Below are 25,350 nucleotides of genomic sequence, written 5' to 3'. Positions count from 1 at the left end.
TACCGTGCTGCCGGATCCGCTGTTGTCGGGGGCGACGTACCAACGGTGATCGTCGGTCTTGAGTCTCCCCCTGGGGGAGCCTTCACACTGGGCGTATGACCACTGATCTGTCGATCGGGGACCTGTCGCGGATGACGCAGTTGCCGGTCAAGACGCTGCGGCACTACCACGAGGTCGGCCTGCTGATACCTGACCGTATCGACCCTTCTTCCGGCTACCGCTACTACAACGTCGAGCAGGTGGCGACGGCCCAGGTGGTGCGTCGCCTCCGTCAGCTCGACATGCCGATCGCCGATGTGCGGGCGGTGCTGGCCGCTGCGCCTGCCGCCCGCAACGCGCTGATCAGCGACCATCTGCAGCGGCTGGAAGACCGGCTCGCCCAGACCCGCGGCGCTGTCGAGTCGCTGCGGGCGATCCTGGAGCCGCCCGATGAGGCATCCAGCATCGAATACCGAAGTATCCCAGCAACTCCCGCTGCTGCCATCACCACGACTGTGGATCGGGACGAGCTCATTGACTGGTGGCAGGGCGCGGTCGACGAACTGCGGGGCGCTGTCCACGCCGAGCCGGGCTTGGCGTCGGCCGGCTGCCCCGCGGCGCTTTTCGGGTTCGACATCTTCGCCCGCGACCGCGGCACCGCGACGGTGTTCATCCCGGTCGACGGTCAGGTCCGTCCGGTCGGACGGGTCAGGCCGCAGACCATTCCGGCCGCCGACCTTGTGGTGGCGAGCCACCGCGGTGCCCACGATGATGTCGACCTGGCCTACAGCGCGCTCGGTGAGTACGCGACGCGGCAGGAGATCAGTGTCGAGGGACCGCTCCGTGAGTACTATGAGCGGTTTACGTGGGATACCGATGATTCCACGCTGTGGCGGACAACGTTGTGCTGGCCCGTCTTTCGGGCGGATGCGTGAACGCCCTGGCGGGACGGCGCGCGGTCGTCACCGGTGGCACCAAGGGTGCGGGTGCCGCGATAGTCACCAGGCTGCGGGCAGCCGGCGCACACGTGACGGCCGTGGCCCGACAGCGCCCTGGTGACACCGCTTTGGCTGCAGACGATTTCGTTGCCGCGGACCTGACCTCAGTGGCCGATGTCGCTGATCTGGCGTCTCACATCCGCGCGAACGGCGGGGCCCAGATCCTGGTCCATACGGCGGGTGGCTCCGGCGCCACACCCGGGGGATTCGCGGCGCTGGGCGATCAGGACTGGGCTGACGAGCTGAACCTGAACCTGCTGGCGGCGGTCCGGCTGGACCGCGCGCTACTGCCGATGATGATCGAAGCCGGCCGGGGTGCGGTGGTGCATATCGGGTCGATCCAGAGCCGGATGCCGCTCTATGACGGCACCTTGGGGTACGCCGCGGCCAAGGCGGCGCTGCGTTCCTACAGCAAGGGCCTGGCCAATGAGCTGGCGCCCAAGGGGATTCGGGTCAATACCGTATCGCCTGGCTTCATCCAGACGACGGCCGCCGAAGCGTTGGTCGATCGTATCGCCGGGGCCGCCGGCGGATCTCGCGAGGACGCCCTCGAATCGCTGATGTCCGCACTCGGTGGCATCCCGCTGGGCAGGCCGGCCCTGCCTGCCGAGGTCGCCGAGGTGGTGGGGTTTCTGGTGTCTGATGTCGCGTCGTCGATCGTGGGCGCTGATCTGGTTGTCGATGGCGGTACGGTCCCGACGGTGTAGACCGCCCAGCGGGCGCTACTTCAGCAGCGGGTCGCGGGGGAGCCCCAGGATGCGCTCGGCGATGGTGTTGCGCGTGATCTCGGAGGTCCCGCCGGCGATGGTCATGGCCCGGTTGCCCAGGTACGCCCGGGTCAGCTTCGGCGTCTGGCCGGTGACCCCGGACGAGCCGACCAGATCCATGCCCAGTTCGGTCAGATGCTGGGAATGCTCGGCGACCAGCAGCTTGGTGACATTGCCCTCGGGTCCGGGCTCGGTGCCGGCGATGGCCCGACTGACCCGGCGCAGGTTCAGCAGTCGCAGCGTGTGGCCCACGGCGATCACCTCGCCGGCGCGGCGCACGTAGCGGGCCCCGTCGGGATCCGCGTCGATCAGCGCCACCAGTTCGTCGGCGTCGAATCCGGTCGGCGCCGCCGACCCGCCACCGATCGAGATGCGCTCGTTGCCAAGGGTGGCGCGCGCCACCAGCCAGCCCTTGTTCACGTCGCCGACGACATCGGCGTCGGGGACGAACACGTCGTCGAAGAAGACCTCGTTGAAGTGTGCGTCCCCGGTCAGCCCGCGCAGCGGATTCACCGTCACCCCAGGGGCTTTCATGTCGATCGCCATCATGGTGACGCCGGCGTGTTTGGGCGCGTCGGGATCGGTGCGCACGGTGGCCAGGCCCCACTGGCAGTGCTGGGCCAGGCTGGTCCACACCTTCTGGCCCGTCACCCGCCAGCCGCCGTCGACTTTCTTGGCCGCGGTGCGCACCGCGGCCGCATCCGAACCCGCGCCCGGCTCGGAGAACAGCTGGCACCACATGACCTGCCCGCGCAGCACCGACTCCACCCAGCGCTCGCGCTGATCGTCGGTGCCGGCCTGGGCGATGGTGAGGGTCACCCAGCCGGTGATCCCCATATCTGCGCGTTCGACGTCGGTGAACTCTTCCTCGATCACCAGCTGTTCCAACACATCCGCGGCGCGGCCATACGGCTTGGGCCAGTGCGGCACCAGGTAGCCGGAATCCACCAGGTAGTCACGGCGCTTGTCCTCGGGCCGCGCCTTCACCTCTGATGCTGCCGCCTGTGCGTCCTGGCGGTACCGCTCGGCCTCCTCGGGCAGCGAGAAGGACGCGCCGTGCGCCTGCCCGCTGCGCTGCCCGTCGACGACGTCGACCAGCGGATCGGCGCCGTCACGGAGTACCGCGGCCAGGGTCCGGGCCCGCCGCAGGTACAGGTGCGCGTCATGCTCCCAGGTGAAGGCGATGCCGCCGTGAAGTTGAACGTTGTTCTGCGCACAGAAGATCTGGGCCCTGATGGCGTGGGCTGCGGCCACCGCGGCGGCGAACCAGGCACCGTCGAGGTTGTCTGCGCGGGCAGCGTCCCACACTGCGGCGGTGGTCTGTTCGGCGTCGACGAGCATGTTGGCGGCGTGGTGTTTGACGGCCTGGAAGGTGCCGATGGTGCGACCGAACTGTTCGCGCACCTTCGCGTACTCGACCGCCATATCGAGTGCGGCCCAGGACACGCCGACCGCCTCCGCCGAGCCGAGGATGCGGAACACCGTGCGGGCCGGGCGTGCGGCGCCGCGCAGGATCCGGCTCTCGTCGACCGCCACCGCGCGCAGATCCACCGCGCCGATGCTGCGGGTGGTGTCCAGGGAATCCTGTGCGGTGACGGTGATTCCGTCGGCCATGGCGTCCAGGACGACGATGTCGTCGCCGGCGGCCAGCACGAGCACCTGCGCGTCGGGGGCGCCCAGTACCGCGCGGGCCTGCCCGCCGAGCAGGCCGTCGGCGCCGACGCTCACCGAGCCGGCCAGCCCGAGTGCTCCCACTGTTGCACCGCTGGCGAGGCCTGGAAGGAGTTCGGCGCGAACGGAATCCGGTGCGTACCGGTCGATGACCACCGCGGCGGAAGCGGTCGGCAGGAACGGTCCCGGGCACAGTTCGCGCCCGGCGACCTCGGCCACCACGGCCAGTTCGGGCAGACCGAACCCTGAGCCGCCGTACTCCTCGGAGATGGCCAGGCCGTTCCAGCCGAGTCCGGCGCCGGCCGACCAGATCTCGTCGGGGTAGCTGCCGGCCTTCTCCAGGGTGGCGCGGGCGGCTGCGCGACTGTCGAGCCGGTTCAACTGCCCGAGTGTGGCGTCGGCGAGGTCTTGGTGCTCTTCGGTGATGGCCAGCGCAGACTTAGTCATGGTTAGCGAAGCTAACGGGGGTTACGCGTAGAAGTCGATGTGATGCAGGTCACATCTTGACGTCAGGTGAACAAGTCGGCGAAGTTGTCGCCGGAGTCAATACGCTGCGGGGTACGCTCGCGCAATGACGGCACGACCGGATAACCGGTACCCCGCACCGACGCTCGCTGATCGAGCACGATGGTTGCTGCATGCCAAGCCTGCTGACCACATGCTGGCACTTAGCGTGGCATCGGCTTCGCTACCGGTGGTGGGCAAGCACCTGGAACCGCTCGGTGCCCTCACCGCCATGAGTGTGTGGGGGTTCCGTCACCTGCCCGAATTCGTCACCTCCTCGGCGAAGTCTTGGCTCGCGCCGGACAACAGTGAGTTGCGGCAGGCGGAGCGGGAGCAGACCAACACAGTCGCCCAGGAGGCGCTGCGCGGCGTGGTCTCGCCGGCTGACCTGGCCATCGACTGGCCGGCTCCGGACAGCGTGCCGCCGTTGTGGCACACCATGGAGTATCGGCGCGACGTGTACCGGACCTCGGTGCGCTACGGCGACGACCCGGCCCAGCTGCTCGATGTGTGGCGGCCCAAGGATCTACCGGCCGAACCCGCGCCGGTGCTGCTGTTCGTGCCGGGGGGTGCCTGGGTGCACGGCGGCCGGATCTTGCAGGGCTACGCGCTGTTGTCACATCTGGCTCAGCAGGGTTGGGTGTGTCTGTCGATCGACTACCGGGTGGCCCCGCATCACCGCTGGCCGCGGCACATCACCGACGTCAAGGCCGCAATCGCTTGGGCGCGGGCCAATGTCGACAAGTTCGGTGGCGACCGCAATTTCGTCGCCCTCGCGGGCTGCTCGGCCGGTGGCCACCTGGCCGCACTCGCCGGGCTCACCCCGAACGACCCGGATCTCCAGGGGGATCTGCCGGACGGGGCCGACACATCGGTCGACGCCGTGGTGGGCATCTACGGGCGCTACGACTGGGAGGACCGCTCCACCGACGAGCGGGTCCGGTTCGTCGACTTCCTGGAACGGATCGTGGTGGGCCGCAAGCTCGATCGCCATCCGGAGATCTTCCGGCAGGCCTCACCGATCGCGCAGATCCATCCCGACGCGCCGCCGTTCCTGGTCATTCACGGCACCGGCGACAGTGTCATCCCGGTGGCGCAGGCCCGCAGCTTCGTCGACAAGCTCAAGGCTGTGTCGCGGGCAGTGGTCAGCTACATCGAGCTGCCCGGCGCCGGACACGCCTTCGATATGACGGACGGGGCCAGAACCGGGACGATGGCCACGGCAATTGGTTTGTTCCTCAACCAGATTCACCGAAACCGGGCGATGGACGAGGCTAAAGCGGTCATATAGGCGTTTCCACACCTGGGGAGGGACACCGTGAAGCGGTTGAGTGGTTGGGACGCGTTCCTGCTTTATACAGAGACGCCCAACGTGCACATGCACACGTTGAAGATCGCGGTCATCGCGCTCGAAGGCATGGGTGAGCGGACTTTCGGGATCGACGAGTTCCGGGAGGTGATCCGCGGGCGGCTGCACAAGCTCGACCCGTTCCGCTACCAACTCGTCGACATCCCGTTCAAGTTCCACCACCCGATGTGGCGGGAGAACTGCGACGTCGACCTGGAGTACCACGTCCGGCCGTGGCGAGTCCGCGCGCCGGGCGGGCGCCGCGAACTGGACGAGGCCATCGGCGAGATCGGCAGCACCTCGCTGGATCGCAGCCGGCCGCTGTGGGAGATGTACTTCGTCGAAGGTCTGGCCGACGGGCGCATTGCGGTCGTCGGCAAGATTCACCACGCACTGGCCGACGGGGTCGCCTCGGCGAATCTGTTGGCCCGCGGCATGGACCTGCGCGACGGCCCGCAGCGCGACGACGACTCGTATGCCACCGACCCGGCGCCCACCAAGACCGAACTGGTGCGCTCGGCGTTCGCCGATCACATGCGTCAACTCGGCCGGGTGCCCGGGACTGTCCGCTACACGACCCAGGGGCTGGGTCGGGTCCGGCGCAGCCACCGCAAGCTGTCGCCCGAGCTGACCCGCCCCTTCACGCCGCCGCCCAGCTTCATGAACCACATCCTCGGCGAGAAACGCCTGTTCGCCACGGCCACTTTGGCTTTAGCCGATGTCAAGGAGACGAGTAAGAAGCTCGGGGTGACGATCAACGACCTGGTGTTGGCCATGTCGTCGGGAGCGCTACGCGCGTTGTCGCTCAAGTACGACGGCCAGGCCGACCACCCGTTGCTGGCCTCGGTGCCGATGAGCTTCGACTTCTCACCGGATCGCATCTCGGGCAACAGGTTCAGCGGCGTGCTGGTGGCACTGCCGGTGGATGTCGCCGATACCGCCGAGCGGGTACAGCGTGCGCATGACGCGGCCGCCCTCGCCAAGGAAAGTCATCAACTGATCGGTCCGGAACTGATTGCGCGCTGGGCCGCCTACATGCCACCGGCGCCCGTCGAGGCGATGTTCAAGTGGCTGTCCCATCAGGACGGTCAGAACAAAGTGCTCAACCTCAACATCTCGAATGTGCCGGGACCGCGGGAGCGCGGCAAGGTCGGCGGTGCCACCGTCACCGAGATCTACTCGGTCGGGCCCATTACGACCGGCAGCGGGCTGAACATCACGGTGTGGAGCTATGTCGACCAGCTCAACATCTCGGTGCTCTCCGACGATGCCACTGTCGATGATCCGCACGAGGTCACTGACGGCATGGTCGAGGAGTTCCGCGAGATTCGTAGGGTCGCAGGGCTTTCGGACAAGCTGACGGTGGTCGAGTCTGCGATGCCGCAATAGGCGATGCGTTGGGCTGGGTGGTGGCTGGGACCACTGCTCGGGGTGGTCAGCGCCTACGGGCTCTTGGTACTCCTGATCCCTCGATGGCTGGACTGCCGACACGGCACCGACGCCGCTGCCCTGGGCATTGTGATCCAATTCGAAATCTTCATGACGTTCTGGATCGTGGCAGCGCTGTCGGGGGTGGCGTATGCGTGGCTCTACTGCCTCCGCGTGCGATGGCGAACACCGCTTGCTCTGGCCGGAGCTGTGGTGCTGGCCATCGCGGCGGTCTGGATCATCGTGTCCATCCAGGAATGGGTCCTCGACGACACCTCCTGTGCACCGCCGTGGCGGCTGCGTTGGATATCGCCATAACCCAGAGAAAGGATTCCACCAATGGACATCGGGGACTCGGAGCCTGGCGATCTCGCCGAGCTGAAAGAGGAGCTCAGGCTCCGATTGGTCGCTGGGTTCTGGGACTACGACGACTTGCTCGTGTGGGCATCCGATTCCGAGGTCGTGCAGCCGGATGAAGCGGCCGTCTTGCTGCGGTCGATGTGGGATGCGCGTCTGGCCGAGCAGGCTGCCTGGCCCGACACCGGTGATTACGGTCGGCTGAAGGACACGTTCACGCAGCTGCAATCGGAGGGCATCCTGGCCCGGATGTGCTTCTCGTGCTGCATGACCTGCGGCACCAGCGAGATCGACGACGAGCGCACCCTCAACCCGGATCCACCGGATTGGTATCGCTATCGCGAGTGGGCCTACACCTTCTTCCACGAGCAGGATGCACTGCGACTCGGTGAATCCACACCGCAGTTGGTATTGGGGTACAGCGCTTTTCGAGCGCATCCGGACTTGCCGGAGGCACTGGTTCGCGCATCTTACGACGGCGACGAAGCGGCGGCGGAGGAGGTCAAGGACCGCACCGACACCATGGTCGGCGAGCGAATCGTGGCCGTGGCCGAGGGTTTTGGTCTGACTACGTTTTGGTCGGGGTCACGCCATCAGCGAATCGAAGTGGAGATCAATCAGTGGCGCAAGCCGCTGTCACCCCGCGCCGCCGGAATGCCACAGGAGGAGAGTCGTAGCTGGCCGGCGCCGGTGCGGTGGCTGGGGACCCTGTTGAAACCGCTTGGTGGTGGTAACTCCTAGAGCCGCGGCGCCAGAACGGATGCTCCGGCTTGGCGCGCACGCTTCGACTCACTCGTCGTCTGGTGGCACGAGTTGGGCGAGGTAGTCATCAAACGACTCCGCGACGAAGGACTCGATGTTCGGCTCAAGTTCCTCGGTGTCGACCACTACGACTGCCGGGTGCAGTCGCAAGCCAGACGAATCTGTTGGTGAACTCCGATAGTCGAGACAGAGGTCCCAATGCCCGTCGCCGTCAAAGGGAATCAACCACTCGGCGTCGACAGGTCTCGGCGGGCCCCACTCCGGATCGTGCCACCAGGCCTCCTTTTCGACTCTCGGCCAGTTCGGGCCGACGCCCCGGATGGAGTAGTGGACGGTGTTGTAATTACGTTCGAGCGGAAAGCGGAGCTGAAGAACCCCGCCGTTCTTCACACGCAGCAGGGCGACCAACGCTTCAGGCAATCGCACACCGAGTTGACTTTCGGCGGCGTCGAGCAGCTCGTCCGTCAGCCGCGGTTGGTCGTACGCCGGCTCATCCGGCTCCCTCCACACTTGCGCGGGGTGCATGCCGCCCAAAGCTACACGGCGCGCAATGGCATTGGCCGCCGTTGGAGAGATCCGCACACACCAACGGGCGCAGCAATTTCCGGGTACCTGCGCGTCTGCTCGCCGGACGAGGGGTAGCCTTTATACAAGTAGAACTTGGATAAACTCCTCTGGAGGTTGCCGTGCGCGTCGAAGTGGACCTGGATCGGTGTGAGGGCAATGGCATCTGCGAGAAACTCGCTCCGCAGCTTTTTCAACTCGATGAGGACGACTATTCGGTGGTCCAACTCGATCCGGTCCCGGCCGAGCTGGAAGAAGTCGCCGCAAAGGCGATCGAGGAATGCCCGCGGGCAGCCCTGCGTCGCGGCTAACCTCCCTTCCGTGGCAGATAGAGACGTCGCCGACTTCATCGTCGTCGGTGCGGGTTCGGCCGGATCCATCGTGGCATCACGGCTGGCGTCGGCAGGTGCGGACGTGGTGCTGGTGGAAGCCGGCGGTACCGATCATCGGCCCGACGTTCGCATACCGACCGGGATTGCCTCGCTCTACATGACCGCGAACTGGAAACACCAGTGCGCACCCGACCCGAGCAAGGGCGACATCGTCGAGCACTTCCCGGGCGGCCGCATCATCGGCGGCAGCGGATCGATCAACGCCATGGTCTATGTGCGCGGACGCGCCGCGGACTACGACGGCTGGGCCGCGGCCGGATGCCAGGGCTGGTCGTTCGATCAGGTTCTGCCGCATTTCAAGGCAATCGAGAACTGGGTCAGCGGCGGCGACGAGTATCGCGGAGACGCCGGACCGATTCCGGTGTCGTGGTGTGGGCACCGCCACGAGGTTGACGAGGCGTTCATCGCTGCCGCCACCGAGGCGGGACATGATCTCAACCCGGACCAGAACGGTCGGTCGCAACTGGGCGTCTCTCGAACCCAGGTCAATCAGCATCGAGGCCTGAGGGTCTCCTCGGCGCGCGGCTTCCTTCGATCACTACCGCGAGATCGACGGCCGCGGCTGCTCGCCAGGACGACAGTGTCGAAGGTCCTCATCGAGAACGGTCGGGCCGTCGGCATCGAACATCGGGGCCGCAAACTTCTTGCCCGCCAGGAAGTTATCTTGAGCGCAGGTGCCATCGGCTCACCGACCTTGCTGTTGCGTTCAGGCATCGGACCGTCGGGCACCGCACTCGACCTACCCGGTGTCGGCGAGAACTTCCAAGATCACCTGGTCGGCACTCAGTTCTGGGAATCGAAGGTGCCCACGGCAAATACGCTCGGACCGGTCGGGGCGCTCAAGGGCATTCGCTCATTGTTGATTCACGGCGACGGCCTACTCACCATGTCGCCATTCGAAGCCCAGATCTTCACTGACGACTTCCAAATCGCGGTCAGCCCCATACATTACGAACTCGATGCCAGCACAGGCCGGACCGCGATCGAACGGGTCGACGGGTTCACGGTGTACACCGTGCTCATGCATCCGCAGGCCCGGGGCCGGGTCGGACTGCACAACGGGCAAGCCCGGATCGAGTTCGAGCGTTTGGGCGACGGCGGCGACGTCGAGCGATTGTTCAAGGGCATGAGCCTTGCCCGCGATGTCGTGGAGGGGTCCCCGGCGATGAAAGGCGTTGCCGGCGCGTACAAGAACACCGGCGAGCAGGATCATGCGTGGCTGGCCCGGCGGGAAACCAGCATCGGCCACGCCGTCGGAACCTGCCGCATGGGTACCGATGACGCGTCGGTCGTGGACCCCGAATTGCGCGTGCACGGCATCGACGGACTCCGTGTCATCGACGCATCGGTGATGCCGACGTTGACATCGGGTAACACCAACGCGCCCACCATGATGATCGCCCACCGCGCCGCCGATCTCGTGGTGCACAGCGCCTGACTGCGCTTACTCCGAGCGTGACTTAACTCGCGGTGCCGGGGCGGAGGCGAGGAGGAATTCTGCCAGCTTGGCGCTGGCGGGCCCGAGCCGTGACTGTTCGGCTGAGGCGAGGTAGATATCCCACATGATCGCCGGTCGTATCTCGATGGCGCGCAGGTCCGGATAGTGGGCGGCCTCACTGGCGGGCATCACGATGGTGCCGAGCCCGTGTCGGACCAGGCGGCCGGCGATCGAGTACTCGAGAGCCACCTCGTGGGACACCCGTGCTGCGACGCCGGCGGCCGCGAATGCGGCATCGACGAGACGTCTGAGCCCGAATTCGGACGGAAAACCGATCAGATCCTCATCGCAGAGTTCGGCGACCTCGACGTCATTGCGGTCTGCAAGCGGATGATCGGTGCGGCAGACGAACACCATCGGCTCCCGGCACAGCAACTGCATCTGAACGCGGGCGGGGAACCGGTCGGGGGCTGACACCAGAGCGAGGTCGAGCGAACCGTCGGTGATCGCTGAAAGATAGGCCATGGAGCCAATTTGGCTCTGCCGCAACCTGATGCGGACAAGAGGATAGTCGCGGTGGAAGTCGCCGAGTATCTCCGGTACGTCAAGCGTCCCGAACGAGATCAGCGATCCGAGGTCGACGGTTCCGGTCAGTTCCCCGTGGTACGCGCTCACCGCGTCCTTTGCCAGCCGCGCGGTCTGGACCACCTGGCGGGCGTGCTCACGGAACAACTCTCCCGCAGGCGTGATCCTGATCTGGTGTTTGGAGCGGTCGAACAACTCCACTCCGAGTTCCTTCTCCAGTTTCGCCACCGCCGTGGACAGGGCCGACTGGACGACATGCGTCTGGTTCGCGGCTCGGGAAAAGCTCATCTCACTGGCGACCGCGATGAAGTACTCAAGCTGGCGAAGTTCCATGATCGAAGTATCTCGTTTCGCGATAGAGATGATCAATATTGTTCGTTGGACTTGATGGACCGGCATTGGTCTGATGGAAGGGCAACGGTTCGAACGAAGGAAATCAACAATGCTGGCTGCAGGAAATGTCACGGTCACCGATCTACTGTCTGTCACCCCGCCGTGGATTCCCGACGGAGCGCATGCGATGACGCAGATCATCGAGATCCCGCCGGCCGACCCGGGCGTGCAGCCGCACCGTCACTCGGGGCCAGTTTTCGGTTACGTCCTGGAGGGCTCGATCCTGTTCGAGCTGGAGGGTGAGGCGCCCCGGAAAATTGTTGCGGGCGAAGCCTTCTGGGAGCCGGGTGGGGATGTGGTCCACTACCAGGTCGCCAACCTGGAGCCGCACCACCGCGCGATGTTCCTGGCGGTATGTATCTGCGCTCCAGGCGTCGACATGATCACCATGCTGGATCCCGACGAGATCAAGGCCCGCGACCACCTGCGGCATCCGAGCGCGCGTCAAATCAAGATCGGCTAGCCGAGAAACGAGGAAACAACCGTGAAAGCAGTTATCACCGGCGACCGCGCAGCGGGAGTCGCCGGACTGTCGCTGTCCGAGATTCCGTACCCGCATGCGGCCGAGAATGACGTCATCGTCCAGGTGCACGCCGCCGCGTTCACCCCTGGCGAGCTGGACTGGCCGGGAACGTGGGTCGATCGCGCCGGGCGGGACCGGACCCCCGCCGTTCCGGGGCATGAAGTCTCGGGCGTCGTTGTCGAACGTGGCTATGGCACAACGGGTCTGACCATCGGGCAGCGGGTCTTCGGGATCACCGACTGGGCCCGCAACGGCACACTCGCCGAGTACGTAGCCGTCGAGGCGCGCAATCTTGCGCTGCTTTCGGCCGATGTCGACCACACTGTTGCGGCCGCAGTTCCGATCTCGGGCCTGACGGCCTGGCAGGGATTGTTCGACCACGGGCACCTGACGGCCGGGCAGACCGTGCTGATCCACGGGGTGGCGGGCGCGGTCGGATCGATCGCGGGGCAGTTGGCTCACGCCTGCGGAGCCCGGGTCATCGGTAGTGGGCGAGCCGCGCAGCGCGCCGCCGCACTCGATCTGGGTGTCGACGTGTTCGTGGATCTCGAACCCGGGTGGACAGAATCCGTCGGCCAGGTTGACGTGGTCTTCGACGTGATCGGTGGTGAGATCCTGGATCGCTCGGCGCAGTTGGTGCGGCCGGGCGGCACCCTGGTCACCATCGCCGAACCGCCGCGGGTTCAGCCGGTGGACGCTCGAGCAGTGTTCTTCGTCGTCGAGCCCGACCAGGCACAACTAGTCATGCTGGAGCGCAAACTCCGCAGGGGCCGGCTGCGGCCGTCGGTCGGAGCGGTACTCCCGCTCTCGGATGCGGTGTCGGCATTCGACCCGGCACAGCGCGCCGCGGGCAAGACGATCATCAGGGTCATCGACGGTAGCTGACAGGTCCGGCGTAAGTGGGCTGCCCCGACGAGCGACCGCAAAAGTCCGCCAATTCACGGTGTGTTGCGTACAGACACTGTCGCTCGCGGGGCTGGGCTACTGGATGGGTTCGTCGCCGAGCACCGTGGTGCGCAGCATGTGGCGGGGGGAGTTGGGCTCATAGGGCGCGGCGCGGTGGAGGACTCCCTGGTTGTCCCAGATGACGGTGTCACCGACCGACCACTTGTGGCTGTACACCTTGTCCGCGGTGGTGGCGTGGGCGAGGAGTTCGGCGAGCAGGGCCCGGCCCTCGTCGCGATCCATGCCGACGATGTAGTCCGCCGAAGCGCCCAGCACCAACGACTTTCGCCCGTTGCGGTGCGTCCACACCAGCGGGTTCTCGTGGGTAGGCCGGGCCTGCCAACGGCTCAGCTGATCAGGTGTCGGATCCGGATAGACCCGCCGCTGCGAGGCTTCGAGGGAATGGACCACACGCAGCGCGCGGTAGCGCTCCTTCTCGGCCTCATCGAGCGAGTCGTAGGCCGCGTAGGTGTTGGCGAACTCGGTCTCGCCGCCCCGCGCGGCGACTTCCAGTGCGGACAGCACGGTGGCTTTCTGAGGGCATTCGTCGTGCATGGGCGTGCAGCCGTCGATGTGCCAGTCGAACGTCGCCTTGAGGTATTCGGCCGCCTTGTTCTTCGTCTTGTCCAAGGTGATCGGGTAGATGCCCGACACCGGGTGGTGGCCGTCGGCCGAGCGGTCGACCTCGCCCAGTCGCTGCGAGAAGGCCACTTGGGCTTCTGGATTCAGGTGCAGGCCGTGGAACACCAGCACCCCGTTGTCCTCCAGGGCGTCCAGAACCGCGGCCCCCAGGCTGTCGTCGGTGCCCAGGCGTTCGGGGTCGACGCCGACAACCTCGGCGCCCACCGAAGTGGTCAGCTTGTTGATGGTCAACACACTCATCAGGTGCGTCCTTTCGGTGTTCGGTGGTGTTATGGCCGTGGCTCGCCGGTGCGGATCATCACGGCGTCGGCGGAATCGGTCGGAGCTGGTTGGTGCATGATCTCCACCGACATGGCGACCATGATCAGCGAATAGATCAGGTGCAGCAGGTTGAGCGCATCGTCGGGAATGTCGTCGAGCGGAAACTTGTCGCAGTACTCGATCGCCTCTTCGACGCGCGGGAAGAAGGCGTCGTAGAACTGGTGCATCTCCGGCATGGTGCTGGCCAGACGGCGATCCCATCGTTCGGTCTCCGTTGGCAGACACCAGATTTCGGCGTAGGGCTCCAGTTCGGCGAAGGCGCTGGGCAGTCGGGAGGTCATCGTCATGCTCCTGCCGGCGCGCGGTCGCGCTGATAGGTTTCGACCCAGTCGACCGCCATCTTGTGCAGGTGCCGCACCAGGACCTCCTGATCGCTGAGCGGGTAGTCGTCGATGACGTCGTACTCGAGCGCGGCCTGGGTGCCGCCGAGCATGCCGGCGTCCTGCAGGGCGAATTCCTTGAGCACCACGGCGGCCACTTCGTGCTCGACGCGTTCGCGCACGGTCCGGGCCGGATGGAAATACGTGAACGCCTCATACCGGTGGGTGTTGTGCGACGTCGGCCAGTAGCGGTAGAGCAGGTACCAGCCGCCGTAGATCAGGATCTCCAGGTTGGGGAAGATCTGGAAGTTGCTGATGCCCCATGGCTCGATGTTGCCCGGGTTGAGGCCGTGCATCGGTAGGTCACCGATGTCGGGGGTCCGCCACGGACCCACCAGACCACTCTGGGTGGCCCGCTCGATCGGGTACATGTACTCCGGTGCCAACAGCCAGCGCCGGGTGCCGGCCGTCGAGACGAGCCGGTGCGGACCGTCGAGCTGAAAGTGGCCACAGGTGAAGCCGGCGTTGGGATCCCGTACCTCCGGCGGCACCTGCTGGGTGTGCAGCGACGGTACGTGGTAGTACTCCTGGAAGGCGTCGGCGAAGATCTTCCAGTTGCTGTTGTTGTGCGCCACCCAGTCGTAGCGCTCGGTGAGTTTGCCGAACGGGTAGTCATCGAGTGCGGTGACCATGGGGCCGAGGAAGTCGCGCAGGCTTTGGCGCGGTTCGCGGTCGAAGTTGACGAACACGAAACCGGCCCACTCGTCGCAGTGCACCGGGACCAGGCCGTAGTCGGCGGTGTCCAGACCGGCGAAGCCGTCCGCGTCGGGCAGCGATATCAGCTTTCCGTCGAGACCGTAACGCCACCCGCAGTGCCGGCATTCGAACTCATTTCCGGTGCTGCGCAATTCGGTCGCGCGGAAGTCCGCCGGTACCAGTGTGTGTCCGCGTCTGCGGCACAGGTTGTGGAAGGCGCGGATACCGCCGTCATGGTCTTTCACCAGGAGCAGCGACGCATCGGCGGCCTCGATCTGGCGGGTGATGTAACTGCCGACGTCGGGTGTCTCCTCGACCCGGCTGATATTGAGCCAGGCCCGCTTGAAGATGGCCTCCTGCTCCAGGGCATAGAACTCTTCAGAGATGGAGTCCCGGAACGGGATCGGCCCGGTACCCAGGTCGGGATAGTGCTCGGTCCAGGATCCCTCAGCCGGTTTGGGCCACTTGGTTGCCATGTGAACCTCCGTGTGACTAGTGCGTTCTGGGACTGCTTGGGGCGGCTGGGCGCCGCTACATCACTGCGCCGCCGTTCACCCCGAGGGTTTGTCCGGTGATGAAACCGGCCTCCTCGGAGCACAGGAACCCCACGGCGGCAGCGATATCCGCTCCGGTGCCGAGCCGGCCGAGGGGGATGTTGGCGGCGATCGTCTCATTGGGCGGCAGGTAGCCCGCGGCCTGTGACTGGTGCTGCATGGGGGTCTCGATACCCGATGGCGGGATGTTGTTGACCGTGATGCCGTGCGGGGCGTACTCGCGGGCCAGCGATTTCGTCAGGGTCAACAGGGCACCTTTCGACGCGGCGTAGTGGGCCGCGAACGGGGTACCGCGCTGGGCGCTCGACGAGGAGATCATCACGATCCGACCCCATCCGGCGTCGACCATGTCCGGCAGTGCGACCTGGCAGCAGCGGAAAGTCCCGCTCAGGTTCACTTCGAGCATCTGCGCCCAGGACTGCTCGGTGATCTCGGCGAACGATGCGTACCCGAACATCCCCGCGCTGGTCACCAAGATGCCGACCGGCCCGAGTTCGCTGCGGACCTTCCCGAAGGCCTCTTCCACCGCGGCACGATCGGTGATGTCGGCGCCCACCGCGAAGGCGGTGACGCCGGATGATCGAAGATCATCGGTGACACGTTGAGCGGCATCGGCATTCACGTCGAGCACGGCGACCTGATGGCCGCGCCGCCCCAACTCGTGGCAGGTCGCTTCACCCATGCCTGATGCCCCGCCGGTCACCACGGCCACCCTGTTCACGCTGGTTTTACTCATAGACCACCCTCACTGTGCGGCTGGTGGGCAGTGCCTGGCACGTCACCACCCAGCCTTCGGCAACTTCGTCGTCGTCGAGGGCGTCGTTGTTGAGCATGCGTGCGCTGCCCTCGACCACTTGAGCCATACATGTTCCGCACGAACCGGTTTCGCAGGATGACGGAGCCTTCAGGCCGGCCAGTCGCGCGGTCTGCAGCAGGGTGTTGCCGGCGCGGTAGGGCGCGGTAACGGTGCGGCGGTCGAGTTCGATCGTGACCTCTTCGGTGACCACGGGTTCGGCCGGGTCGGGAGGGGGGATCGCAGCGACGCTGAACCGCTCCAGATGCACCTGCTGTTTGGGGATCCCGGCGTCGAGCAGGACCCTCTCGACGGTGTCCATGAACGGGGCGGGCCCGCAGACGTAGTACTCGGTTTGGGAGCGCGCGCCCCCGCCTTCAAGTTCGGTACCGCCGATGAAGTCGGCGATGCGTTGCGGCGAGACGACGCCGTCGAGGTCGTCGAGGTGGTGATGCACCTCAAGGCGCCCGCTGTGGGTGTCGGTCAGGTCGGCCAACGCCTCCCGGAAGATCACCGAGTCGAGATTGCGGTTGGCGTAGAACAGCCGGGCTTTACGGGTGGTGGCGGCCAGTGCCGAATGCACCAGCGAGAACACCGGGGTGATGCCACTGCCACCCGCGAAGGTGACGACGTCGCGCTCGGTGGCGGTGAGAACGAAGCGCCCCTCGGGCGGTGCGATGTGCAGTACGTCGCCGACGGCCGCGGTGTCGTTGATCCAATTGGAGATCAGGCCGTCGCGGTCGCGTTTGACGGTGATCCGCAGATCTGACTCGACGGCCGGTGATGAGGACATCGAATAGCACCGGCGATGTTCGGCACCGTCGATCGTCACCCGCAGGGTGACGAACTGGCCTGCCAGGTAACCGAATCTGCCCTTGCTCGGCTCGGGAACATCGAGCACCAGCGATACGGCATCGGCGGTCTCCCGGACCACCTGCTTGATCCGCAACGGGGTGAACCCGTCGGCGTCGGTCACGTCGGCGGGTTCATGGCGGGGTGTCGTCGATGTCTCCATCGCGACCAACAATATCAAGTACTTGTCATTGATCTCAAGTGCTAGATATCGACGGCGGTGTTAGGGGCAGAGCAAACTCCGGTAGAGGTGCGCAGACCGAACGCACGGGGCCGGAATTTCGCCTGCCCGGCGGACCTCGATTACCCGTCGGTAAGTCCGAGGCTCTAGGCTGCGGACTGACGCTCGCGGTGATTGCGCCGCTTTACCTGCCGCACCACCCCGAGGACACCTTGATGGCGATCGCCGATGTTCCCGCCTACCTGCATCTGAGCAGCGAGGACGTCGAAGAGATCGCCTATGAACTCGACGTGATCCGCCGAGACGTCGAGGAGTCGCTCGGGGCGGCGGACGCGGCCTACATCCGTCGGGTCATCCATTTCCAGCGGGCACTCGATGTCGCGTCCCGCCTGGTGATCGCCGGCAGCCGGTCGAAGACCGGTTGGTTGGTGGGAACGTGCGCGCTGGCATACGCGAAGTCCATCGAGAACATGGAACTCGGCCACAACATCTCCCATGGTCAGTGGGATTGGATGAACGACCCCGAAATCCACTCCAACACCTGGGAGTGGGACATGGTCGGGCATTCGGCGCAGTGGCGTTACTCCCACAACTACCGGCATCACGTCTTCAGCAACGTGCTCGGTATGGACGAGGACATCGGCTACCGCCTGCATCGGGTCACCACGGAGCAGCCGTGGCGCTGGGTCCACCTGGCGACTCCGGTACGAAACCTGGTGCTGGCGGCGATGTTCGAGTGGGGCATCGCCCTGCACGGCCTGCACTCCGAGCGTCTCCGGCAGGACACGTCGGACGCTCTCGCGATGGAGAAGCGGAAGTTCGTCGGCAAGGCCGTCCGCCAGCTGGCCAAGGACTACGTGTTCCTACCCGCCCTCAGCCTGCGCCGGTGGCGCCGGACGCTGGCGGCCAACCTCACCGCGAACGTGATCCGCAACCTGTGGGTGTACGTGAACATCATCTGCGGGCACATCCCCGACGGTGCTGAGACATTCGACCCCGCGGTGGTCAAGGACGAGACCCGCGGCGAGTGGTACCTACGGCAAATACTCGGAACGGCGAATTTCGACGCGGGCCCGCTGCTGGCGATCTCGGGTGGGCACCTCTGCTACCAGATCGAGCACCACCTGTTCCCTGACCTGCCGAGCCGCCGCCTCCCCGAGGTCAGTGTCCGCGTGCGGGAGCTGTGCGAGAAATACGACTTGCCCTACAACACGGCATCGCTTCCGCGCCAGTACTTCCGGACGCAACGGATCATCCACGGGTTGGCGTTTCCCGACTGGCTGCTGGGCATCGGCCGGCGACGCCGCAAATAGGCCTGGCTGCTCGCCCTAGCGGGAGACGGAGATTTCATGGGTCGATGTGATCGGAGTGCGGCGTGTGGCCCGTGCCCTGTTCGATCACCCGGCGGAGGAGCGCCTTCAACTGCTCCTGCTCCTCGTCACTGAGTACGCCGAACACCCGCTCGTGGGCCGTGACGGCATCGGCGACGACGGCCGAGGCCACCGCCCGGCCTTCATCGGTGAGGAAGACCTGCAGAATGCGCCCGTGCTGGGGATCCTGTTTGCGCTCGACCAGGCCCCGCTTCTCCAACGCGGTGAGTGCGAGTTGCACGCCCTGCGGGGTGATCAGCAGCCGACGGGCCAACTCGGCGCCGGACAGGCCCGGTTGATTGGTCAACTGGCGTAGGACACCGATCTGGGCAGTGGTGACCCCGTGCTCCTTGACCGACTCGTTGACCTCGGTGAGCGAGAAATAGAACGCCTGTTTGAGCCACCACAAGGTGTTCTCGGTCAGATCCATCCTCGTTCTCCTGCCACACGCCTCACCTCGACGCTAGCGCACCGCTTTCTTGTAGATGACTCCGTCCTTCATCACGAACCGGACATCGAGTGTCGTCGCGATGTCAACGCTGGGATCGCCCGCAACGGCGATGACGTCGGCCAGGTAGCCCGGGGCCAGTTGGCCCAGTTCGTCGGCGGCATCGACCAAGTCTGCGGACACCACCGTCGCGGCCTGCAACGCCTGCATCGGGGTCATCCCGCGTTCGACGAGTGCGCACAATTCCCTCGCGTTCTCGCCGTGCGGGACGGCCGGGGCGTCGGTGCCGCAGGCGATGCGAACTCCGGCCGCAATAGCTTTGGGCAGCATGGCTTTTGCGCGCGGGAAGACCTCGAGTGCCTTCTTGCGCAGTTCGGGTGCGATGCGGTCGATCGCCATGGCGTCGGTCAGATACGTCGTGGACACCAGGAACGTGCCGTGGTCGACCATCATCTGGATCGTCTCGTCGCTGGCCAGGAATCCGTGCTCGATACAGTCGATACCGGCGCGGATGCAGGCCTGGATCGCGGTGTCGCCGACGGCGTGCGCGGCGACCTTGACGCCTGCGCGGTGTGCCTCGTCGGCAATCGCGGCGAATTCGGCATCGGAGTACTGCTGGGCGCCCGGCGCGGTGCTGTGTGACATCACGCCGCCGGAGGCCGACACCTTGATCAGCTTGGCGCCGTGGCGGATCTGATAGCGCACGCACGCGATGACGTCGGGTACCCCGTTCGCGATGCCCTCGGCGACGGAAAGCGGCATGATGCCCGGTGCCAACCGCTGGAACACGGTGGGATCGAGGTGCCCACCGTAGGGGGTGACGGCGTGGCCGGCCGGATAGATGCGCGGCCCTTGATGCCAGCCCTGGTCGATCGCGCGCTGCAGTGCGACGTCGAGCAGGTAGCCGCCGGTCTTGACCATCAGGCCCAGGTTGCGGACGGTGGTGAACCCGGCGTCCAGTGTGGTGCGGGCGTTGACCGCGCCGCGCAGCGTCCGGTACGCCGGGTCGTCCTGCACGCCGTGCATCGGAGTCGGTAGGCCGCCGGGATTACCGGGGCCGCCGATCAGCAGGTTGAGCTCCATGTCCATCAGCCCGGGCAGCAGGGTGGCGTCTCCCAGGTCGATGACGGTGGCCGAATCCGATAGCGGCCCTTCGGGGTTGACCGCGGTGATCCGGTTGCCCTCGATGACCACAACCGCCGGGGACCGGACCTGGCCGCCGGCCACGTCCACCCAACGGGCGGCGCGCAGAATCGTGGTCGAGCTCTCGGGTTCGCTCACGGAACCGGCTCGACGACGCAGTCCAACGATGTCGCACCGGAATCGGGTACCCGTGGCTGCTTCCAGCACTCCACCGGGAACGACACCGTGATCATCGAATACAGCAGGTGCATCAGGTTGAGCACGTCCTCGGGCAAGTCGTCGAGGCTGAACTTGTCGCAGAAGCTGATCGCTTCCTCGGCCCGCGGCGTGATCGCGTCGTAGAAGGCCTGCATCTCGGTCATGGTGCTGTCCAACCGCTTGCCGTAGCGCTGCGGCTCACTGGGCAGGCACCAGTCCGAAAACTGTTCGAGGTCGGCGAATTCGGCCGGCAGAATGCTCATCGGTTCACACTCCCGCGGTCTTGCGCTGGTAGTCGTCGATCCAGGCCGCGGTCTCCTTGTGCAGGTGCCGAAGCAGGATCTCCTGATCGCAGAGCAGGAACTCATCGACCACCCGGGTCTCGATCGAGCTCTGGGTCGCCTCCAGGGTGTTGGCGTCCTGCAGGCCGTACTCCTTGAAGGAGACCGCAGCCAACTCCTGGGCCAACCGCTCGCGTGGTGTGCGTGGCTGCGGGAAGTACAGCGTGCACTCGAAGGTGTGCGTGTTGAACGAGGTTGGCCAGTAGTGGTACGTCAGATACCAGCCCTGGCCCCAGAACAACACGACGAAGTTGGGGAACAGCTGGAACGAGTCCAACCCCCACGGATCGCACTTGGCGGGATTCAGCCCGGCCGGCATCTCTCCGAGGTCCGGCTTGTCCCAGGGGCCGAAAAGTCCGCTCTGGCAAACGTCTTCGATGGGCTTGCGCATCTCGTCGGGCATCTCCCAGGCCCGCACGCCGGACGTGCTGACCAGGCGGTGCGGCCCCTCGATCCGGTAGTGCGGTGCCTCGAAGCCCGATTCGGCGGCAGCTTTCGAGTAGGCGGTGGGGGATTGGTTCGCGTGCAGTATGGGTGCGTGGTAGAACTCCTGGAAGGCGTCCATGTAGAGCTTCCAATTCGCCTTCACCTCAGAGCGATAGGTGAATCGCGAGGTCATCTTGTCGAACGGGTAGCCCTCCAGATCGGTGATCATGGGGCCCAGGAAGTCGCGCAGTGACTGCTCGGGGGCTTCAGCATTGCTGGCGAAGTTGACGAAGATGAACCCTTCCCACACCTCGCAGTGCACGGGAACCAGGCCGTACCGGCTCTTGTCCAGGTCGAAGAACTCGGACTCCTGCTGGACGAAGCTCAGCTCACCGTCCAGGTCGTAACGCCAGGCGTGGTACTTGCAGGTGAACTGCCGGCACACCCCGCTGGTCTCCTCCAGCGGCATGTCATCCCACACCAGCTTGTTGCCGCGGTGACGGCAGACGTTATGGAAGGCCTTGACCTCACCGGACTTGGTGCGCACCACGATGATAGAGGTGTTGGCGGCCTTCATCTCCCGGGTGAAATAGCTGCCCTTGCGTGAAAGCTGTTCGACCCGGCCGACATTCAACCAGGCGCGTTTGAAGATCGCCTTGCGCTCCAGCTCATAGATCTCCGGACTGATCGAGTCTTCATACGACACCGGGCCGGTGCCCAGCTCCGGGTAGTGCTGAGTCCAGCTGCCTTCAGCCGGTTTGGGAAACCGAGCCATGCCCGCTCCTAAAGAGATGTGATTCGACCGATGATGCCGACATGGGGCTGCACATGCCGGCCAGGGCTTCAGGCTTGACGGTAGACGGCTGTTTCATCAATAACAAGTAGTTGATACTCTGAATTCGACAGGCGGGAGAGTCTGGATGGATCAGCATCTTGGGGAGTACCTCGGAATCGAGGCCGACTGGTCGCTCGACGGCGACCCTGCCGACGCGGTGGAGGTGATCTCCCCGCACACCGAGCAACCCATCGCTCGAGTGGTGGCGGCCGGGCCGGCCGAGGTGGACGCTGCCGTCGCGGCCGCTCGTGCGGCCATCGATCAGGGACCGTGGCCACGGCTCGACCCGGCGGAACGCATCGCGGCGGTGCGGCGCCTCGCCGAGATCTACGCCGGACGACGCGGTGAGATGGCCCAACTCATCTCGGCCGAGATGGGTGCGCCGATCACTTTCGCCCAGCGCGCGCAGGTCGGGCTTCCGACGATGATGATGTCCGCGTTCTGCGACCTCGCCGAGACCTACCCCTGGCGCGAGGTCCGCGCCGGTTTCTTCGGAGCGGACGTCCACGTGCGCAAGAACCCGGTGGGTGTCGTCGCGGCCGTCGTGCCGTGGAACATGCCGCAGTTCCTGATCGTCACCAAGCTGGTGCCCGCGCTGCTGGCCGGCTGTGCGGTGGTGCTCAAGCCCGCACCCGAATCCCCGCTGGATGCACTGCTTTTAAGCGACATGCTCAAGGAGATCGGTCTGCCCGACGGCGTCGTCTCCGTCATCCAGGGGGACGCCACCGTCGGCGCCAACCTGGTGGGCCACGCGGGCGTCGACAAGGTCTCGTTCACCGGTTCGAGTGCCGCGGGCCGCGCCGTCGCGGCGGCCGCCGCCGCCAACTTGACCAAGGTCAGCCTCGAGCTCGGCGGCAAGTCGGCGGCCATCATCCTCGATGACGCCGACCCGGCGACGGTCGCGGCCGGGGTGCGGTCGGCCAGCCTGTCCAACAGTGGCCAGATCTGCAATGCACTGACCCGCATCGTCGTCCCGGCCTCCCGGGAGCAGGAGTTCGTCGACGCCCTGGCCGACCGGATGACTGCCCTCGTCGTGGGCGATCCCGCCGACCCCGCCACCGAACTGGGACCACTCGTGTCCCGACGGCAGCAGCAGCGCGTACGCGACTACATCGACCTCGGCCAGCGCGAGGGCGCCCGGCTGGTCTGTGGCGGCACCGAGTTACCCGACGGCGTGGACACCGGCTGGTATGTCCGGCCCACCCTGTTCGCCGGCGCCGACAACTCGATGCGTATTGCCCGCGAGGAGATCTTCGGTCCCGTCCTCACCGTAATCGGGTACCGGGACGAGAACGAGGCGGTCGCGATCGCCAACGACTCCGACTATGGCCTGGCCGGCTCGGTGTGGACGGCCGATCCCGAGCGGGGGATCGGGATCGCCGAGCGTGTACAAACCGGCACTTTCGGGGTAAACCAGGGGTACACGATGGATCCGTTCGCACCGTTCGGCGGCGTCAAGGACAGCGGCTACGGCCGGGAACTCGGCCGTGAAGGGCTCGACGGCTATCTCGAGACCAAGTCCATCGCCGTCGCGGCCACCCGGTGATCGAGAGGGAATGACGATGACCACCACCACCTCGCCCAGGATTCCGGCCGCCGAACGCATCGCGGTGCGATGCGTCGACTCCGACGTGCATCCCGTGCCCCGCCGGGGCGAGCTCGGTCAGTACATCCCCGAGCCGTGGCGATCCAGGTATTTCAACACCCACGATGTCGGCGACCTGATCTACTACGACGCTCCCGATTACGCGCATGCCTACGCGATGCGCACCGATACCTTCCCGTCCGACGGCGAATTCGCGGGCAGCGACCCCGATCTCGCGTTCCGGCAGCTGATCATGGAGGCCGGGTCGGATATCGCGATCCTGGAACCCGCGGCATACTCGGCCCACATTCCCGAGGCCAACCATGTGATGAACTGCGCGCTGAACGACTGGCAGGCCAACCACTGGCTGGACAGTCACAACAACTGGCACGAGCGCTGGCGTGGCTCCATCTGCCTGGCGGTCGAAGCCCCGGAGTTGGGGGCACAGGAGATCGAGCGGTGGGCCGGCCACCCGTACATGGCGCAGATCCTGATCAAGGCCGAGCCGCGGCCGTCGTGGGGTGACCCGAAGTACGACCCGATCTGGGCGGCGGCCACCAAGCATGACATCACCGTGAGCTGCCATCTGTCCCGCGGCGAGTACGACGAACTCCCGCTCCCGCCGGTGGGTTTACCCAGCTACAACCACGACTTCATGGTCACGTACTCACTGTTGGCGGCCAACCAGGTGATGAGCCTGATCTTCGACGGGGTGTTCGACCGGTTCCCGACGCTGCGGGTGGTGTTCGTCGAGCATGCGTTCACCTGGATCCTGCCGTTGATGTGGCGGATGGACGCCATCTACAAGGCGCGGAAGGGGTACCTCGACATCAAGCGCAAGCCGTCGGAGTACGTCAAGGACCACATCAAGTTCACCACCCAACCGCTGGACTACCCCGAGGACAAGACCGAGCTGTCGCGGGCCTTCGAGTGGATGGAGTGCGACAAGATCCTGCTGTTCTCGTCGGATTACCCGCACTGGACGTTCGACGATCCCCGCTGGCTGGTCAAGCACCTCCCCGAGCATGCGCGCGAGAACATCATGTTCCGCAACGGGATTCAGACCTACAAGCTGCCGGAGACCGTTCCGGTGCTCGAAGGTCAGGTGCGCGTCTTCTGAGGTTGCAGTTCCGCGCCGAGACCACGGGTTGTGACGGAATTTCGTCTGATCGCATCAGAAACCGTAGTTTCGGCGTCGGGTTGGTGTGGACGGCGCCCTCAGGGCAGTTTGATCGCTGACACGTACATCTCCACCATGGGCCGGTAGAGGTCGACATCGTCGAGTTCGCTGCCCAGCACCACACCCTCACTGGTGGCTATCAGCACCTGGGCGAACGTCGACGCCGGAATCAGCAGCGTTGCGCCCAGGCGTTCCATGCCTGTGGCGATGAACGCGCTGAGCGCTTCGACAACCTCAGCTCGCTTGGCCGCCACCCGTTCCCGAGCGTCGGGATTGCGCCGCAGGTAGAGGGTGAACTCGTGGCCCAACGCGGCGTGCTCGGCGCCCCGGTCACGGCTCAGTTCACGCCAGCGCTTGGCGATCTCGTCGAGCTCAGGCTCCCCGACCTGGCTCGCTGCGGACATCACCTCGGCGAAGTTGTCGAAATACCGGCGCCAGTACCTGTCGCTGACCGCCAGGAAAAGATCTTCCTTGGTGGCGAAGTGGTTGTAGATGGCGCCCTTCGTGTAGCCCGCGACATTGGCGATGTCATCGAGAGATGCTGCGGTGAAGCCCTTTTCGGCAAAAACCGCCTCAGCCGCATCCAGCAGCAGTGAGCGGGTGCGCTCAAGGCGCCGCTCCCGTGTCCACCGCTCGACCATGCACGAGATTCTGCCACAGACCCAAAAAACTTCTTGGTATTTGAGATACCGAGCGGTATATTTCGGACGAGCGCATGGGCAATCCCTTGTAGCAGGGGTTCTTTCGCGAT

General features: G+C 65.6%; 26 protein-coding genes. 13 read left to right on the top strand and 13 right to left on the bottom strand.

From position 1 onward, the window contains the following. Positions 1-95: 95 nt before the first annotated feature. Positions 96-914: a MerR family transcriptional regulator gene (locus tag AB0I14_RS04640; RefSeq protein WP_358016432.1), complete on the top strand. Its 819-nt coding sequence runs from the start codon at positions 96-98 to the stop codon at positions 912-914. Continuing rightward, positions 869-1,684 (top strand): SDR family oxidoreductase, encoded by an 816-nt coding sequence (locus AB0I14_RS04635; RefSeq protein WP_358016429.1) that lies wholly within the window; start codon positions 869-871, stop codon positions 1,682-1,684. Before AB0I14_RS04640 ends, AB0I14_RS04635 begins: the two co-directional genes overlap by 46 nt. 15 nt (positions 1,685-1,699) lie before the next feature. Here the strand turns inward: AB0I14_RS04635 and AB0I14_RS04630 are convergent, their stop codons facing one another. Continuing rightward, the gene (locus tag AB0I14_RS04630) at positions 1,700-3,862 is read right to left on the bottom strand and encodes an acyl-CoA dehydrogenase (RefSeq protein ID WP_358016426.1); all 2,163 of its coding nucleotides are present in this window, start codon (positions 3,860-3,862) and stop codon (positions 1,700-1,702) included. Positions 3,863-3,986: 124 nt separating this feature from the next. Between AB0I14_RS04630 and AB0I14_RS04625 the strand changes: the two genes are divergently transcribed. The 4 genes from AB0I14_RS04625 to AB0I14_RS04610 are packed head-to-tail and all read left to right on the top strand — an operon-like array spanning position 3,987 to position 7,793. Beyond that, positions 3,987-5,210 (top strand): alpha/beta hydrolase, encoded by a 1,224-nt coding sequence (locus AB0I14_RS04625; protein ID WP_358016423.1) that lies wholly within the window; start codon positions 3,987-3,989, stop codon positions 5,208-5,210. A gap of 27 nt (positions 5,211-5,237) precedes the next feature. Beyond that, positions 5,238-6,656: a wax ester/triacylglycerol synthase family O-acyltransferase gene (locus AB0I14_RS04620; protein ID WP_358016420.1), complete on the top strand. Its 1,419-nt coding sequence runs from the start codon at positions 5,238-5,240 to the stop codon at positions 6,654-6,656. Between the two features lie 3 nt (positions 6,657-6,659). Next, entirely contained in the window at positions 6,660-7,013 is a 354-nt protein-coding gene (locus AB0I14_RS04615) for a hypothetical protein (protein ID WP_358016417.1), read from the top strand. 21 nt (positions 7,014-7,034) lie between these two features. Continuing rightward, positions 7,035-7,793 (top strand): hypothetical protein, encoded by a 759-nt coding sequence (locus tag AB0I14_RS04610; protein WP_358016414.1) that lies wholly within the window; start codon positions 7,035-7,037, stop codon positions 7,791-7,793. Between the two features lie 48 nt (positions 7,794-7,841). Here the strand turns inward: AB0I14_RS04610 and AB0I14_RS04605 are convergent, their stop codons facing one another. Beyond that, positions 7,842-8,339, bottom strand: a complete 498-nt coding sequence (locus tag AB0I14_RS04605) for an SMI1/KNR4 family protein (protein ID WP_358016412.1) — start codon at positions 8,337-8,339, stop codon at positions 7,842-7,844. Positions 8,340-8,500: 161 nt separating this feature from the next. Between AB0I14_RS04605 and AB0I14_RS04600 the strand changes: the two genes are divergently transcribed. Beyond that, positions 8,501-8,689: a ferredoxin gene (locus AB0I14_RS04600; RefSeq protein ID WP_358016409.1), complete on the top strand. Its 189-nt coding sequence runs from the start codon at positions 8,501-8,503 to the stop codon at positions 8,687-8,689. Positions 8,690-8,699: 10 nt separating this feature from the next. Continuing rightward, positions 8,700-10,208, top strand: coding sequence for a GMC family oxidoreductase N-terminal domain-containing protein (locus AB0I14_RS04595; protein ID WP_358016406.1), 1,509 nt, complete (start codon positions 8,700-8,702; stop codon positions 10,206-10,208). Positions 10,209-10,214: 6 nt separating this feature from the next. On the opposite strand, the gene AB0I14_RS04590 is transcribed toward AB0I14_RS04595, so the two are convergent. Further along, positions 10,215-11,126 carry a LysR family transcriptional regulator gene (locus tag AB0I14_RS04590; protein ID WP_358016403.1) on the bottom strand — a complete coding sequence of 304 codons (912 nt, stop codon included), beginning with the start codon at positions 11,124-11,126 and terminating at the stop codon, positions 10,215-10,217. Between the two features lie 109 nt (positions 11,127-11,235). Between AB0I14_RS04590 and AB0I14_RS04585 the strand changes: the two genes are divergently transcribed. Beyond that, a complete protein-coding gene (locus tag AB0I14_RS04585; protein WP_358016400.1) occupies positions 11,236-11,649 on the top strand; it encodes a cupin domain-containing protein in 414 nt (137 codons plus the stop codon). A 21-nt stretch (positions 11,650-11,670) separates the two neighbouring features. Further along, entirely contained in the window at positions 11,671-12,594 is a 924-nt protein-coding gene (locus AB0I14_RS04580; protein WP_358016397.1) for an NADP-dependent oxidoreductase, read from the top strand. A gap of 96 nt (positions 12,595-12,690) precedes the next feature. On the opposite strand, the gene AB0I14_RS04575 is transcribed toward AB0I14_RS04580, so the two are convergent. Genes AB0I14_RS04575 through AB0I14_RS04555 form a run of 5 tightly spaced genes read right to left on the bottom strand, consistent with a single transcriptional unit; the run spans position 12,691 to position 17,055 of the window. Then, complete coding sequence (locus AB0I14_RS04575) at positions 12,691-13,536, bottom strand: TauD/TfdA family dioxygenase (RefSeq protein ID WP_358016394.1); 846 nt, start codon at positions 13,534-13,536, stop codon at positions 12,691-12,693. 29 nt (positions 13,537-13,565) lie between these two features. Next, a complete protein-coding gene (locus AB0I14_RS04570; RefSeq protein WP_358016391.1) occupies positions 13,566-13,904 on the bottom strand; it encodes a hypothetical protein in 339 nt (112 codons plus the stop codon). Then, entirely contained in the window at positions 13,901-15,169 is a 1,269-nt protein-coding gene (locus AB0I14_RS04565; protein WP_358016389.1) for an aromatic ring-hydroxylating dioxygenase subunit alpha, read from the bottom strand. Before AB0I14_RS04565 ends, AB0I14_RS04570 begins: the two co-directional genes overlap by 4 nt. A gap of 55 nt (positions 15,170-15,224) precedes the next feature. Beyond that, positions 15,225-15,983 (bottom strand): SDR family NAD(P)-dependent oxidoreductase, encoded by a 759-nt coding sequence (locus tag AB0I14_RS04560; RefSeq protein ID WP_358016387.1) that lies wholly within the window; start codon positions 15,981-15,983, stop codon positions 15,225-15,227. Beyond that, positions 15,976-17,055, bottom strand: a complete 1,080-nt coding sequence (locus AB0I14_RS04555; RefSeq protein ID WP_358016384.1) for a ferredoxin--NADP reductase — start codon at positions 17,053-17,055, stop codon at positions 15,976-15,978. The genes AB0I14_RS04560 and AB0I14_RS04555 overlap by 8 nt, the downstream gene beginning before the upstream one ends. A gap of 233 nt (positions 17,056-17,288) precedes the next feature. Here AB0I14_RS04555 and AB0I14_RS04550 point away from each other — a divergent pair, with 233 nt between their 5' ends. After that, positions 17,289-18,386 (top strand): acyl-CoA desaturase, encoded by a 1,098-nt coding sequence (locus AB0I14_RS04550; RefSeq protein ID WP_358016810.1) that lies wholly within the window; start codon positions 17,289-17,291, stop codon positions 18,384-18,386. A 34-nt stretch (positions 18,387-18,420) separates the two neighbouring features. On the opposite strand, the gene AB0I14_RS04545 is transcribed toward AB0I14_RS04550, so the two are convergent. The 4 genes from AB0I14_RS04545 to AB0I14_RS04530 are packed head-to-tail and all read right to left on the bottom strand — an operon-like array spanning position 18,421 to position 21,774. Continuing rightward, positions 18,421-18,873 (bottom strand): MarR family transcriptional regulator, encoded by a 453-nt coding sequence (locus AB0I14_RS04545; protein WP_358016381.1) that lies wholly within the window; start codon positions 18,871-18,873, stop codon positions 18,421-18,423. A gap of 33 nt (positions 18,874-18,906) precedes the next feature. After that, positions 18,907-20,172, bottom strand: coding sequence for an amidohydrolase family protein (locus AB0I14_RS04540; protein ID WP_358016378.1), 1,266 nt, complete (start codon positions 20,170-20,172; stop codon positions 18,907-18,909). Next, positions 20,169-20,495, bottom strand: a complete 327-nt coding sequence (locus AB0I14_RS04535) for a hypothetical protein (RefSeq protein ID WP_358016375.1) — start codon at positions 20,493-20,495, stop codon at positions 20,169-20,171. The genes AB0I14_RS04540 and AB0I14_RS04535 overlap by 4 nt, the downstream gene beginning before the upstream one ends. Positions 20,496-20,499: 4 nt before the next feature. After that, positions 20,500-21,774, bottom strand: a complete 1,275-nt coding sequence (locus AB0I14_RS04530; protein WP_358016372.1) for an aromatic ring-hydroxylating dioxygenase subunit alpha — start codon at positions 21,772-21,774, stop codon at positions 20,500-20,502. Positions 21,775-21,919: 145 nt separating this feature from the next. Here AB0I14_RS04530 and AB0I14_RS04525 point away from each other — a divergent pair, with 145 nt between their 5' ends. Beyond that, a complete protein-coding gene (locus AB0I14_RS04525) occupies positions 21,920-23,380 on the top strand; it encodes an aldehyde dehydrogenase (RefSeq protein WP_358016369.1) in 1,461 nt (486 codons plus the stop codon). Positions 23,381-23,396: 16 nt separating this feature from the next. Continuing rightward, the gene (locus AB0I14_RS04520) at positions 23,397-24,539 is read left to right on the top strand and encodes an amidohydrolase family protein (RefSeq protein ID WP_358016366.1); all 1,143 of its coding nucleotides are present in this window, start codon (positions 23,397-23,399) and stop codon (positions 24,537-24,539) included. Positions 24,540-24,637: 98 nt separating this feature from the next. Here AB0I14_RS04520 and AB0I14_RS04515 read toward each other — a convergent pair whose 3' ends face one another. Continuing rightward, positions 24,638-25,240, bottom strand: a complete 603-nt coding sequence (locus tag AB0I14_RS04515; RefSeq protein WP_358016363.1) for a helix-turn-helix domain-containing protein — start codon at positions 25,238-25,240, stop codon at positions 24,638-24,640. Between the last annotated feature and the right edge of the window lie 110 nt (positions 25,241-25,350).

Origin of the sequence: Mycobacterium sp. NPDC050441 (genome assembly GCF_040655355.1) — a bacterium.
Lineage (GTDB): Bacteria > Actinomycetota > Actinomycetes > Mycobacteriales > Mycobacteriaceae > Mycobacterium.
The sequence above is the reverse complement of the archived record's forward strand: the minus strand, read 5'-3'. Positions and strand labels throughout refer to the sequence as shown.

Excerpts from the sequence above, each read along its gene's own strand:
- AB0I14_RS04640 (WP_358016432.1), top strand. The coding sequence starts at position 96 with ATGACCACTGATCTGTCGATCGGGGACCTGTCGCGGATGACGCAGTTG.
- AB0I14_RS04630 (WP_358016426.1), bottom strand. The coding sequence starts at position 3,862 with ATGACTAAGTCTGCGCTGGCCATCACCGAAGAGCACCAAGACCTCGCC.
- AB0I14_RS04625 (WP_358016423.1), top strand. The coding sequence starts at position 3,987 with ATGACGGCACGACCGGATAACCGGTACCCCGCACCGACGCTCGCTGAT.
- AB0I14_RS04615 (WP_358016417.1), top strand. The coding sequence starts at position 6,660 with ATGCGTTGGGCTGGGTGGTGGCTGGGACCACTGCTCGGGGTGGTCAGC.
- AB0I14_RS04610 (WP_358016414.1), top strand. The coding sequence starts at position 7,035 with ATGGACATCGGGGACTCGGAGCCTGGCGATCTCGCCGAGCTGAAAGAG.
- AB0I14_RS04605 (WP_358016412.1), bottom strand. The coding sequence starts at position 8,339 with ATGCACCCCGCGCAAGTGTGGAGGGAGCCGGATGAGCCGGCGTACGAC.
- AB0I14_RS04590 (WP_358016403.1), bottom strand. The coding sequence starts at position 11,126 with ATGGAACTTCGCCAGCTTGAGTACTTCATCGCGGTCGCCAGTGAGATG.
- AB0I14_RS04585 (WP_358016400.1), top strand. The coding sequence starts at position 11,236 with ATGCTGGCTGCAGGAAATGTCACGGTCACCGATCTACTGTCTGTCACC.
- AB0I14_RS04575 (WP_358016394.1), bottom strand. The coding sequence starts at position 13,536 with ATGAGTGTGTTGACCATCAACAAGCTGACCACTTCGGTGGGCGCCGAG.
- AB0I14_RS04570 (WP_358016391.1), bottom strand. The coding sequence starts at position 13,904 with ATGACGATGACCTCCCGACTGCCCAGCGCCTTCGCCGAACTGGAGCCC.
- AB0I14_RS04565 (WP_358016389.1), bottom strand. The coding sequence starts at position 15,169 with ATGGCAACCAAGTGGCCCAAACCGGCTGAGGGATCCTGGACCGAGCAC.
- AB0I14_RS04560 (WP_358016387.1), bottom strand. The coding sequence starts at position 15,983 with ATGAGTAAAACCAGCGTGAACAGGGTGGCCGTGGTGACCGGCGGGGCA.
- AB0I14_RS04555 (WP_358016384.1), bottom strand. The coding sequence starts at position 17,055 with ATGGAGACATCGACGACACCCCGCCATGAACCCGCCGACGTGACCGAC.
- AB0I14_RS04550 (WP_358016810.1), top strand. The coding sequence starts at position 17,289 with ATGGCGATCGCCGATGTTCCCGCCTACCTGCATCTGAGCAGCGAGGAC.
- AB0I14_RS04545 (WP_358016381.1), bottom strand. The coding sequence starts at position 18,873 with ATGGATCTGACCGAGAACACCTTGTGGTGGCTCAAACAGGCGTTCTAT.
- AB0I14_RS04535 (WP_358016375.1), bottom strand. The coding sequence starts at position 20,495 with ATGAGCATTCTGCCGGCCGAATTCGCCGACCTCGAACAGTTTTCGGAC.
- AB0I14_RS04530 (WP_358016372.1), bottom strand. The coding sequence starts at position 21,774 with ATGGCTCGGTTTCCCAAACCGGCTGAAGGCAGCTGGACTCAGCACTAC.
- AB0I14_RS04525 (WP_358016369.1), top strand. The coding sequence starts at position 21,920 with ATGGATCAGCATCTTGGGGAGTACCTCGGAATCGAGGCCGACTGGTCG.
- AB0I14_RS04520 (WP_358016366.1), top strand. The coding sequence starts at position 23,397 with ATGACCACCACCACCTCGCCCAGGATTCCGGCCGCCGAACGCATCGCG.
- AB0I14_RS04515 (WP_358016363.1), bottom strand. The coding sequence starts at position 25,240 with ATGGTCGAGCGGTGGACACGGGAGCGGCGCCTTGAGCGCACCCGCTCA.